Annotated in this window: 9 protein-coding genes and 2 pseudogenes; 5 read left to right on the forward strand and 6 right to left on the reverse strand. The window is 40.2% G+C overall.

What is annotated here, in order from left to right; all coding sequences use genetic code 11:
- Positions 1–158 precede the first annotated feature (158 nt).
- Positions 159–863: pseudogene (locus V7K85_RS29240) on the forward strand (ATP-binding cassette domain-containing protein); the annotation flags it as partial.
- Between the two features lie 311 nt (positions 864–1,174).
- On the opposite strand, the gene V7K85_RS29245 reads toward V7K85_RS29240, so the two are convergent.
- Entirely contained in the window at positions 1,175–1,855 is a 681-nt protein-coding gene (locus V7K85_RS29245) for a RibD family protein (protein ID WP_334819051.1), read from the reverse strand.
- Between the two features lie 173 nt (positions 1,856–2,028).
- On the opposite strand from V7K85_RS29245, the gene V7K85_RS29250 reads away from it, so the two are divergent.
- Together V7K85_RS29250 and V7K85_RS29255 are read left to right on the forward strand one after the other, a co-directional pair.
- Complete coding sequence (locus tag V7K85_RS29250; protein WP_334819053.1) at positions 2,029–2,295, forward strand: hypothetical protein; 267 nt, start codon at positions 2,029–2,031, stop codon at positions 2,293–2,295.
- Between the two features lie 42 nt (positions 2,296–2,337).
- Positions 2,338–2,481, forward strand: coding sequence for a hypothetical protein (locus V7K85_RS29255; protein WP_334819055.1), 144 nt, complete (start codon positions 2,338–2,340; stop codon positions 2,479–2,481).
- Between the two features lie 360 nt (positions 2,482–2,841).
- Here the strand turns inward: V7K85_RS29255 and V7K85_RS29260 are convergent, their stop codons facing one another.
- From V7K85_RS29260 to V7K85_RS29270, 3 genes are all read right to left on the reverse strand, one after another.
- Positions 2,842–3,723, reverse strand: a complete 882-nt coding sequence (locus V7K85_RS29260) for a succinate--CoA ligase subunit alpha (protein WP_334819096.1) — start codon at positions 3,721–3,723, stop codon at positions 2,842–2,844.
- 516 nt (positions 3,724–4,239) lie between these two features.
- The gene (locus V7K85_RS29265) at positions 4,240–5,466 is read right to left on the reverse strand and encodes a succinate--CoA ligase subunit beta (protein WP_334819057.1); all 1,227 of its coding nucleotides are present in this window, start codon (positions 5,464–5,466) and stop codon (positions 4,240–4,242) included.
- A 427-nt stretch (positions 5,467–5,893) separates the two neighbouring features.
- Positions 5,894–6,061 (reverse strand): hypothetical protein, encoded by a 168-nt coding sequence (locus V7K85_RS29270; RefSeq protein WP_334819059.1) that lies wholly within the window; start codon positions 6,059–6,061, stop codon positions 5,894–5,896.
- Positions 6,062–6,114: 53 nt separating this feature from the next.
- On the opposite strand from V7K85_RS29270, the gene V7K85_RS29275 reads away from it, so the two are divergent.
- Both V7K85_RS29275 and V7K85_RS29280 read left to right on the forward strand, forming a co-directional pair.
- A complete protein-coding gene (locus tag V7K85_RS29275) occupies positions 6,115–7,887 on the forward strand; it encodes a hypothetical protein (protein WP_334819061.1) in 1,773 nt (590 codons plus the stop codon).
- Between the two features lie 262 nt (positions 7,888–8,149).
- Entirely contained in the window at positions 8,150–10,072 is a 1,923-nt protein-coding gene (locus V7K85_RS29280) for a P-loop NTPase fold protein (RefSeq protein ID WP_334819063.1), read from the forward strand.
- 554 nt (positions 10,073–10,626) lie between these two features.
- On the opposite strand, the pseudogene V7K85_RS29285 reads toward V7K85_RS29280, so the two are convergent.
- Both V7K85_RS29285 and V7K85_RS29290 read right to left on the reverse strand, forming a co-directional pair.
- Positions 10,627–11,238: pseudogene (locus tag V7K85_RS29285) on the reverse strand (hypothetical protein).
- Positions 11,239–11,541: 303 nt separating this feature from the next.
- Positions 11,542–12,318, reverse strand: coding sequence for an ABC transporter permease (locus V7K85_RS29290; RefSeq protein WP_334819065.1), 777 nt, complete (start codon positions 12,316–12,318; stop codon positions 11,542–11,544).
- Positions 12,319–12,550 lie beyond the last annotated feature (232 nt).

The raw sequence follows: 12,550 nt of genomic DNA on the forward strand, positions 1-12,550 counted from the left end.
ATTTGGCTGCTGGTGATTTTGCTCCTGTAGCTCTAACCGCTCCTGCTATCAACGGTTAAATAGTAAAGTTTAGCCTTCATCAAAAAGCGCTCTCCCGAAGGGGGGGGCGCTTTTTAGCCCACATTCTGCACTTCAAAAAGCCTGTCAGGAGAACAAGTCTCCCCAGTGTTAACTTTCGCTACCGTGATGATGGATTGCCGATACTTAATAATATCAGTCTTTATGCAGATCCAGGAGAATTTATAGCGATAGTGGGACCTTCGGGAAGTGGGAAGTCAACGATATTCCGGTTGTTATTGGGGTTTGAGACTCCACTCTCAGAAACGGTGTACTACGATAACTTTGACTTGGCAGAACTGGATCTTCAGGCAGTACGAAGGCAGTTGGGGGTAGTGCTGCAAAATGGTCGCATTGGCACAGGCTCAATTTTTGAGAATATTACTGCCGCAGCCAATGTGTCGCACGAGAAAGCTTGGGCAGCGGCACGCATGGCGGGTTTTACTGCTGATATCGAGCTTCTTCCTATGGGAAAGCATACAGTTATTAGTGAAGGTGGCACCAATCTTTCCGGGGGACAGCGACAACGATTGTTGATTGCCAGAGCAGTGGTCAATCAGCCAAAAATTATCTTGATGGATGAGGCTACCAGTTCTTTGGATAATCGCACGCAAGCGATCGTAACTGAAAGTTTAGATCAGTTGAAGGCAACTCGGATAGTGATTGCCCACCGCCTCAGCACAATTCGCAATGCTGACCGAATTTATGTGATTGAAGCGGGTCGCGTGGTGCAGATGGGTACGTTTGAGGAACTGGTTAAGCAGATGGGGCTATTTGCTCAATTGGTAGCACGACAAATTGAATAATAAGCTAATGGGGACTACTATTTTACTAACTTAGCTATTTGTTTTCTAACTTTGATTGATTCTTGTTCTATTTCTTGGGATAGCTTCTTGAAATCTGCTTTTTTTCTCTCTTCACTCTCTAGTATAGGAATCCTGTCTGATTTCTGAACAACATTTTAGATAAAACCGTGATAAAACGGGCTTTTCAGTCTCAGTATGTTTTCAAAAATCTTTGGAGGAGTCCTATATACTAATATACGTATTACAAAATGAAGTGCGGAATCTGGGTTTTAGTATCAACAATAATAGTGCTTAATTCTGGCAGCGCATTCTCAGTTGAGTGTGCGGTAGTGCAAAAACAACTCACTTCCAACCTGACGAGTTTCGACGAGTTGGAGATGAGGAGCAGCATTGGGAACAAAACCCTCTCCCTCCACTGGGCTAAGGGCGTCCTTTCCTCCATAAATGACGGGCCAAATTGTCAACCACCAATCGTCAATTCGCCCAGCCTTTACTAGAGCAGCTGTTAAAGAGCCGCCTCCCAAAGCCACGACCTTGTGAATACCCCGCTCTGCCATCAAGCTGTAGGCCCGATCCCAGTCCAGCTCTGTATCTCCCAAATAAATTAATTCAGCCAGTTTTTGCAAGGTTGTTGCATCAGAATTGCGCTCCAAACCAGTCCGTGTCGTAAATATCCATCGCTCAATGTCCTGGCTTAAAAAAGGCAAGTCCAGCGATAGGTCAAGGGAACCTGAGACAACGCAGGTAATAGGCTGGGGAGACTGACCTCGAACCTTACGTGCTGCCAACAGTTCGGAATTGCGAATTGTAAAGGTTCCCCCCTCAGCCCGAATCGTCCCTGCTCCTACCAAGACTAGATCAGCAAGAGAGACTTGATACTCCAAGTGTGCTTGGTCAGCTGCATCGGATTCACGAGGCGCTTTCGGATCTACGGCGCTTATTTTTCCATCGGCCGTCATGGCAAGAACCACAGTTGTTTGGATAGCTGACATGATTACGTTTTGACGATTCTTTATAATTTTACCTTTTTGAATTCTTTACCATGAATATTTGTTACATTGTGCTTTAAATCACTTTCTAAGCTATGTCTCAAGGTGGTAAAAGAATTGTCGTTGGATGATTGCCTCTACACAAGAGTCAATTTTTTTACGCTTAATAGACTGTCATGCCCAAACACATATCTGCAATTGTATTTGTCTTAATTTTTATTTTGGGGTTTGCATCTCCAGTTCAAGCTGCAACTCCCCGTTCAACTTGGGTGGAGAATGAAATATTACCAATACAATCATCCCTTTGCTTCTCAATTACCTCAAGAACTGGCAACAAAGATGCAGCTGGTTTGCAGCGCATCTTGAGGGGTACTTGGCGGGGTTGCGTTCTGCTGGGTGGAATGGATATCAGCGTGTGGTGCGCTTTACCTATGCTGCGGTAGCGGCACTTCATTTTGGTCTAATAGCAGGGAGGTTGTTAAAGCTTGTACACAACAAATCTCGTCACAGCTGGCTTGAGCAGCGCTTTGGGCGAACTTTTGACGAAATATATCACATCAAGAGCGATCGCCATTACTCATGCATTAGACCTGGCAGACGAAGCTCGATTATTGCTTCGCTTTTTGTAACATCTATTCATTCTGACAGGCTGACAAAAAAGGCTAATATGCAGCTAAAATAAGCTCGATAGCCCTTAGCCCCCGGAGATAATACTTGTAATTCTTGCTGCTTAAAAATATCCTTGACTTTAAGCAGAATGGCACAAATAAGTATTTCTGACCGAAACGCAAAAGGATACAGAGCAACTAAATTTATTTATGGGGATTAACTTTTAACTTGTTATCTATGGAAGACTTGGTAGTATTTCTGACTTGATCATCTGATAGTCCCATATAAGCTTGTAGGATAATTGCCAACGCTATCTGCGCTGGCGGAACTGGACATTTCCCCACTGTGCTGTTCTTAAACAGAGCCAGGGAAAATATCAATTAATCTCTTTTCTTTCTCAATAATTCTGGAATCTGAGAAGGACGTTCAGCTACTGGAACTTGCGCTTCTTTTAAAGCGGCTAATTTACTTTGGGCTGTACCAAAGTTAGGATCGCGTCCGATAACCGTTGCTAAAGTCCCAGTTTGACGCCAACTTTTTCCTGGTGGTGCTTGTCGGCCTGCAATGTAGGCAATTACTGGTTTATCAATTGCCTCAGCAATGTACCGGGCTGCTGCTTCTTCACTACCACCACCAGGTTGACCGACTAAAACGATAGCCTGTGTGGTTTCATCTTCGTCGAGAATTTGCAGCCATTGGAGAAAAGAGGAACCGACGATCGCATCACTACCAATACTGACACTAATCGACTGCCCCAAACCTACTTTTGTTAATTCGTAAGCAACTTCGTAGGTGAGGGTGCTGCTACGACTGACGATCCCCACTGAGCCAGGAGTATAAAACTCACTAGGTTGAGTACCCAAAAGAATTTTTCCCGGCACAATGATCCCAGGACTGTTGGGCCCGATTACCAAAGTTTCACATGCCTCGGCTTTGCGGAGTAATTGCACCATATCCAAAGGCGGCACGCCAGCGGTAATAATAATGATCTGGCCAATATGAGATGCGATCGCTTCTAATGCCGCATCTAGCACGTCGTAAGGATCTACACAGATAATTGTCGTGTCAATTGCCCCAAGTTGTTCTATTACCTCCTCTACTAAGTCAAATACTGGCAGTCCATGCAGTTCCTGTCCGCCACATCCAGGATTGACACCGGCTACCAAATTCGTGCCATAAGCTTTCATTTGAGCAACATGAGTGCCTGATATAAATTCGCAAAAGCCTTGAATTAACACTTTGCTGTCTGGCATTAGGTTCATAATCTTTCTTTGAGAAACCCAATCCCCTTGTGGGTTGGGAGGGATAAAAGCAGCTAATTGAGTGCGGTTAAACGGGTGCTTCAATTGCCGCACAATCTTTGCAAATCACAGATATCTTTAGTTCTATATGATCAAAAGGACGATGGTGGTTGCATATTGTTATGGAAACTGAAACTCTTGAAACAAACGCAAGGGATGTTAGCATCGCGGGAGGAAGTGCGGTTGTGGGGGTAAGTTTGGCAACCCAGTGCCTGGAATTACTGGGTATAAAAACGACACATTTACAGTGTCGTATTAATTCAATTTTTACTGAAATTCCAAAAACTAGTCTTGAGGCTGAGTGTTCCAAAAATCGGAAAACCCGCCTCTAGCTAAGAATATTCAGTTTGAATGCACTATATAATTTAGTCTTAGGAAGCAAAGCTGTAGTTGTTTTCAGCATCAAATTCAAAAATTTATGCCCTGCGGTAAAAATTAATAATTTCTGATTTTTGAATTGTCACAAAATGACAGTCACTATTTCTTATGAGCCGTTGGTTTAGCAAGACGAACTGCTGCCGCCACTGCCTCATCTAAATTTTCTAGCACAAGGAGGGCGTCGTTGTGGGTTATTAGTGTTGCTAAATATTTTCTAGCAGCATTAAATTCAGAACCAGCAAGACGGACAACTAAGGGTGAAAAATTCCGCTCTCGCCGACTTTTACTACCATTAGAATGTACAACCTGTGATTGAAGTTCGCTGTTGTCTTGCTGCACAACTCTGGCTATAACTTCAGCCACTTCCTCAGTTTGAGGAATGCTACCCATAAAGTTAATTAGTATTATTTGAATGCTTTTGTCGGCCTCCAGGATTTTCAGACCTGTCTCTAGGCGATCGCAGAAGGTAGTTGGTGTAGTATCTGTGAGGAAAGCATGACGTAGATTCAAACAAACACCTGGATTACCACCAGCATTAGCGACTAAATCCAAAGTTGCCATCACTGAACCAGTACCATTACCTAAAATACCGATTTTTCCATGCATTTTTACACCATCCCAGTCACCCAAAATACCATTGATTTCAGTACTGGTATGACGGCTGATAATTTTTGCCGCCATTTCGGCAAGATCGGGATGACGCTTGATCGCTCGTTCGTTAACCCTGACTTTACCATTAAGAGCCATAACTTGATCAGTAGCGCTGACTGCTAAGGGATTGATTTCGACTAAATCCAAGTCTTTTTGCACAAATAACTCGTACATCTTCTCCACAACGCTGCTTACCGACTGCATCAGCGTTCCTTGCAAACCCATTTTCAAAGCCAGTCGTCGGGCATAAAATGGCGAGAATTCCTGTTCGACGACGACATAGTGCATTCTTTCCCCAGCGGATTCCCAATCGATGTTTGCTTCTTTACAACCTAAAAGTACAGGTCGGCAAACAGCAGTATCTAAAACCACTGCTAGATAAAATTCCTGGTTGGCGTCGTATTGGGATTCTGCCAGCACAACTTCCGGCAATTCGCCCCATATTGGTAGACTAAAGATATTTTGAGCAGCTGCGATCGCGTCGATTGTCGTCTCCGCAAACCTGACTCCACCAGCTTTTGCCCGTTCCGCTCCATGTACTTGAGATTTCAGTACAATCGGAAAGCGAATTTTTAAACGTTTCAAATCTGTAGGATGATCAATTCGTTGAGAGGGCAATACAGGAATGCCTATCTTCCCAAACCATTCTTTAACTTGGTACTCTAATAAATCCATTGATACACCTTGTATTGACACTTTCCAAGCCTTTATTTAGTGCTGTCTTAATATTTGGCAGCACCTTGATTGCATAATTAAGCTTTTGTTACCTATAAAAATTTCTTTTTCACGGATCAATTTTATCGAATTCAGCAAATGAGGTACATTAATTTTGATAGCCAACCTGTTTATGCCAGAGCCACAACACGTAATTAATCTCCTCAGTAAGTTTTCCAGCATAGAAGATAACTACCATTTCTGTCAAAACCCTCTGACATAGCATCGTTTTCTTAACCCTTGGATAATTTTGTCACAACTGCTCTGCAACTAGAATTTTCCAGAGCAGTAGCTCCGATGAATTTAATTGTCGCTAAATAATGCAGTGAAAATACTCAAAAACTCTATTATTCCCATTTTTTATTTGTAATTTATATCTGAAGACAGATTATTTAATTTTGCATTTAGTGCTGTAAAAATGTGCCACGCCAACAATAACTGCTTTTTTAATTTTTGGTGAAAAGTCAGAATTTGTGTTAGAAAGTTGGTCGTTCAGATTTTCAGGCTGTGGTTGGTTAAACTGTGCATTTGCATTCAACAAACCTAAAAAGTTCATTTCATCCCCTTAAAGATAATCAAAACAATATAGAAGTTCAGCGGGAAAGCTCTATGAAAGTAGCAGTCCAGCAGGAAGATTTACAGCTTTTAGCCAAAACTTTGCAGGAACAATTACTTGTAGAAGTCTCAACGGCTGAAGTCTTCGAGGTTAAGTGTGCCGTCAATAAAGACGAGCTAATGATTTTAACGCAACACCAATCAGATGTAATAGTTGACGCTCAGATAATCTTTGCAGTAATTGAGGAAGTATTTCAGTCTCTAGCACCCCACAAACAGCAGCGGGTGCAATGTTTCCTCAGAATTTTTGGTGAACAACTCCCTTATGCCAAATGTTTCTTGGTGTTGAAGCAAACGGGGGGATGGGGGAGCAGGAGAGCAGGGGAAGCAGGGGAGCAGGGGGGCACAGGAGCAGAAGGGCAATATTTTTCTCCCATTTCTTCATCTGGTCTGACCTATTCTCCATCACTCGATGAGACTGACAAAGAGGAAGCATTTGACCCGTTTGCAGATGCGCCAAATTTGCCGACTTCAAAGCCAGCATTCCAAATCAAACCTATCCTACTGGGTGCAGCTTTGGTAGGAATTGTAGTCTTAGGCGGTGGTGCTTACTTTTTGACTCGCCCTTGTGTAATGTCTGAGTGTAAAGAAATACAAAATGCCGAGCAATTAAAAACAAAATCTCCGCAACTGATGCGCCGCGCTAAGTCTGAAAAAGAATTAATCGCTATACAACAGCAGCTTACAACGGCTAGTGCAGCCCTGAATGCAATTCCTAGTTGGTCGCCCCGTTACCAGGTATCAGAAGAACTAAAAGCAAGTTTGTCTGGACGGTCAGAAAAAATCAACCAGGTGGTCAAGGCTTTGCAAACGGCATCTTTGGCGACACAAAAAGTTCAAACTCCCGCATATAGCCTAGAGGAATTACAAGCTAGGCAACACTTATGGGGACAGGCTATAGTGCCACTAGAAACTATAAGTCCCGATAGTGAACTCTATAAGCTAGTGCAAGGTAAATTACTTAATTATCGAGTTCGTTTGCAGGCTGTAAATCAACAGATATTTACTGAGGAAAAATGGCTGAAAAAACTAACAGCAGCAAAAGCTGTAGCTAATGCAGCCAAAAATCGGGAAGCTACTGCTAAATCTTTGAATGACTGGCAAAAGGTGCAGTCTACTTGGCTGGTGGCCATTAATGCCTTGAATAGCATTCCCCTAACTAGCCCTGGATACCAAGAAGCCGAAAAGCTGTTGGTAGATTATAAACCTAAACTAGTGGCAGCACGCGATCGCGCTACTAAAGAACAATTAGCTGCTAGAACCTACCAACAAGCCGTTAGCACCGCCAAGCAAGCCAAAGTATATCAGCAACAAAACCAATGGCAAGCAGCGGCGACATACTGGGATCAGGCTTTGCAAACTGCTAAACAGATTTCCCAAGATAGCTTGTACTACACTCAGGCTCAGTCCCTCGTCGAACCCTATTCAGCAGCCCTCAAACAAGCACAAGAAAAACTACAAGTTGTCAGTAGTTTCCAACAAACCCGCACCGATCTAGATAAAACCTGTATTAATCAAATTCGGATTTGCACATTTAGCATAGACAACACAAGAATTATTGTCCGCTTAACGCCTGAGTATGATCAAATAAGGCAAAATAACTTGGCTAATCCTTATTCTGAGAATTCTAATACTGCTGTTGATGTTACCAATCACTTGCAAATCTTACGGGAAGCCTTAGCTGTAATTAGTGACAATGCCAACTTGTCCCTTTTCCTCTATGATTCCCAAGGTCAGGTAATTTATACGCGGACTTTGGGCGGGTAAGTAGAAAAGGGAGGAGTTAGGAGTTTTTTAATTGGAAGTCCCTAAAATGAGAGCTTCCGACAATTGGGAAGAGTTTGAGCGTATGTTAGAAAAATCCTTTCCTTTGCATCCATTGAAGCGCGAAAACGACAGTGAAAATAATTTGAATTAAAGCACAAAGACGTAAGCATTTTATTTCGGAAGAAAATATACGAAGTAAAATGCTTGCTAAAAATGTAAAATGTCGTAATCAATCTTATATTAAATTTAGTTTTGGATTTAGATGTTTGTAAGAAAAATGACACAAAATAATCAATCAATCAATGATTATATTAATGAGTATTTAGATTACTACTGTGGGTTATCTCAAGCGCCTGGATTTGCTGTTTTACTAAAAGGTAAGTGGGGATCTGGTAAAACATGGTTTATCAATAGGTATTCTGAAAAACTAAAACAGCACAAGCGAAAATGTTTGTACGTTAGCCTTAATGGTGTAACTTCATTTTCTGAAATAGAAGAAGCCTTTTTGCTACAACAAATTCCTTTGCTAGCATCAAAGCCAATAGCAATAGGGAGAAATCTTATTACACAAGTTTTAAAAAATAGTTTAAAGCTAGATTTAAATGATGATGCAACATTAAATATTACAAGTCCAAGTATAAAACTTACTGATATTATTACAAACCTTGATGGAAGTATATTAATATTTGATGACCTAGAGCGCTGCCAGATAGACCTCAACAATATATTGGGGTATATCAATAACTTTATAGAGCATAAAGAGTTAAAATTAATTATTGTTGCTGACGAAGAGAAGCTAGAAAAAAACGATAATTATAAAGTAATTAAAGAAAAATTAATTGGCCAAACTTTTGCTATTTCTCTTGATTTTCATCGTGCATTAGAAAAGTTTGTAATAAAGGTGAATAATCCAATAGCTAGAAACTTTCTATCTAAAAACGTTAATTTAATACAAAATGTATATATCAAAGCAGAATATGAAAATTTAAGAACTTTAAACCAAATTGTTTTAAATTTTGAAAGGATTTTTGAGTCATTACCAGAAAAAGCACGAATCAAATCGGAAATTCTCGAAGACATTTTGAATCTTTTAATGGTTTTATCAATTGAAATCAATAGTGGAAGATTGTTTTCAAAAGATATTAATAAATTGGGGCAAGAATACATATCGACTTTAAGTAATCGTGTTAGCAGCTATCCATCATCAAATTCAGGCGTAAATAGTAATAAAAAAATAGATTCTCCACAGTCAATATTTGAAAAATATTCCTTTGTCAAATTCTATCCACTTTTCCCAAATGATATCTGGTGGCAAGTATTTTTTGACAAAGGTATATTAGACGCGCAAGAACTAGAGAAATCACTAGAAAGTAGCAAATATTTTGAGGACGAGACAACACCTAGCTGGGTTAAATTGTGGCATTTTTACTCTCTTAATGATAAGGATTTTGAGAAATTACTCCCTCAAGTCATGTCAGAATATGCAAATAGAGATTTTGATGATCCTGGGGTAGTTAAGCATATCACTGGAATATTTTTTGATTTTTCTGATGCTGGGCTGCTTCCAAAAAGTAAACAAGAGATTCTAAAAGATTCAAAACTTTATATTGATTATTTAAAGAATCGTGAGCCATCAAAGCTAGCATCATACTATTTTTCTGCTGGCGATAATATACTTGGAGGATATCTTGGACTAGGTTTTCAAGGAAAAAACTTCCAAGAATTTAATGAGTTTTGCACCTACCTTGAAAAAGCTCAAGAGTTAGCGAAGAATGAGAATATGCCCAATGTTGGGCAAGAATTGCTCACCGTTATGCAGAGCGATGTATGGAAATTTAGAGATATGATTTGTTTAAGTGCTTCGCCCTATCAAGTGGGAATAAGCCAGAAATATCACAGAATTCCTGTATTAAAACACATTAAAGAAACTGACTTTGTAGAAAAGCTCTTATCTCTTGACTTTGAAGACAAGGATTGTGTTTGTAGATCGCTAATTAAGCGCTATGAGGTTAAAGATTTTAATAAAGAATTGTTTGAAGAGTTGGATTGGCTTAAATCTATCCAGAGGTTATTGCTTGAAGAAATTGCGTGTAAGCAGGGCAAGGTTAGCGGATATACTTTAAAAAAATACATTGAACCTAGCTTGAAGGAAGCCATCAACAAGCTTGAAGGAAAAACAGATTAAGTGGTATTCATTTCCAGCAGTCGTCTTCATACAAAACCTTCTGGTTGCCATCGGGGGCAAGGCGGACACCACTTGCGATGGTTAACTAGATTTTGTAGATTTAACTCTTATTGAAAAGGTTACTTTGTAGATATGTCTATAAAGTAAAAGTCTTGTTATAGATGAATTATAAAGTTTTAGCTATAGATAATGTTCGACCTCTTGCATAAATCAAAAGCCCTCACCCTAAATCCCTCTCCCAAGGATGGTAGAGGGACTTTGAAATTGCCTCCCCTTCTCCCAAAATTGGGAGAAGGGGTTGGGGTTGAGGGTAGTTTTGCATTCGTGCAAGAGGTCTATTAAGCTGTTCCACATTTACAGCAGATTGCAACTTCTCTACGAGAGGCTACGCCAAGGTGAGGTACAGATTCTCGTAGGGGCACAACATGTTGTGCCCCTACCCGTGTACTTCATTTACCTGCAATCCGCTGTAACTTGCATAATTGGAGCGGGTATCTGTACTTAGCGATCAATTCAAAAAAATCACTCTAATTTTATCGGCACAATACATGATATTATTGTTTTTGCATTTTTAATTCACACTCTTGAAAAATATAATTTACCGCAGCAAATAATTTATCTAAATCTTGAATTACATATAAATTTTTATTCCGAGTAAACACGTTACCTATCAAGTTTCCAAATTGCCATATTTTGCCGTTAGAAACAATCCCAAATACCTCGCTGACAAAATCATCATTAATTCGCTGCACTGCGAGCATTTCAGCTAAACACTGACCCCAACCTTCTTCAAACTTATCTTGTTTAGCTTCAACCGTCAAAAAATAAGGTTTATCAAAAACAATCGTACCCAGAGGATTTCGCTGTGTCACTGTATAATCTGGAACGCCTGATAAATCTTCATCGTAAGCTAATGTTTGATGACTTCAAAGTGTTAATTTACTTCGGTAAAATTTCCATACTTCTTTCAAGACTGGATAGATGAGATTTTCACAAATAGCATCTTCAGAATTATCAATAACTCCATCTGTAAATAGTAAATCTAATTCTTCTTGAAAAGACTGTTTAACTGGAAATTCTACTTCTAATATAAAATTCGACTGTACATACTTGATTTGAAATTTTTTAATTACCGCACTAATACTTTTGTAATTAGTAAATGCCATTTTAATTTACCTTCCGTTGAAAAGTTTGTCAACGTTTAAACACAGGTAATATGCCGGAAATATTTTCGGCACTCCCATTATTAACTTAGCATCGTTATTTCAAGACTATCAATTGCGATCGCCCTTGCCAAATGATTCGAGCGCAATGACAGATCAGATTCGCGTACTCTCAAAATCGCGCTGATTGCGTTTGCGGGGAATGCTTTGTGAAGAAGCGATCGCTCAACGAAACCGAGCGCTATTGATTGCTCTTGATCTGCTAGGGCAAGATGATGAAATACTCTTGGATGTAGATTAATTCCCTTACCTTATTAACTGCGCGGCAGAATTAAAAAACTGACGAGACAACCCCCTAGTAAGTAAAGCTGTTGTCAACAAATTAGCGAAAGCAACCATGAAAATAATCAAAATTTCGTAAGATACTGCGTCCAGGGGTTTGACACCAGCTAGTAACTGTCCGGTAGTAATTCCTGGTATTGCGACCATACCTATAAGGATCATTTGATTGAGAGTGGGAATCAATCCAGCTCTGATGGCGTCTTTGCGGTACTGGCTAACTGCTTGCTGCGGCGTTGCACCTAAACTCAAATGGGTTTCTATTTCGAGATGGCTGGAATTAATGGTGCTGACAAGGTGATCGCCTGCTAACGCAGCTGCATTGGTAGCATTACCTAAGACTATCCCTGCTAGGGGAATTATATACTGTGGTTCATACCATCTTTCTGGTTGAATGATCAAGAAGTTGGTGTAAAGCACTGTCAGGGCGGTACTAATTAAAATTGCACCCCACACCAAAGGCAACACATAAGGAATTTTTGGAGTAACGCGATTTCGTGCGACAATCGCCGTAATTGTCAGCATTATTGCTAATAGCGCCAAAACTGCCCAAGCATTGTCTAAAGCCAAGATGAAATCTAAAATGTATCCCAATACAAGTAGTTGTAAGATGGTTCTCCCAGTAGCAAGGGCTAAGTTCAACTCTAATCCTAATTTTTCCCAGGCAGATAAACCAATGGCGATCGCCATCAATCCCACAGCAATAGCTAAATCCACGAAATCCAGCTTGATCAGATCCTGCATGGGTTCTCTATCTCCTGGTATTTTGTTATCAAAGCAGCCCACACACCTGGAACTTTGATCCGATGTGTTGGATCTTGGTTGATATATATCACTTTCATCAATTCAAAATTCAAAATGGTACGACCAAAACATGGCAAACACCTAGTATATCTACTATCTGTAAATTAAATGTGCGGTAGTTTACCGCGCCACAATTTAAGTAAAAACCCTAATAGATGCGTATCTTGGGCGA

Origin of the sequence: Nostoc sp. (genome assembly GCF_036917615.1) — a bacterium.
Lineage (GTDB): Bacteria > Cyanobacteriota > Cyanobacteriia > Cyanobacteriales > Nostocaceae > Nostoc.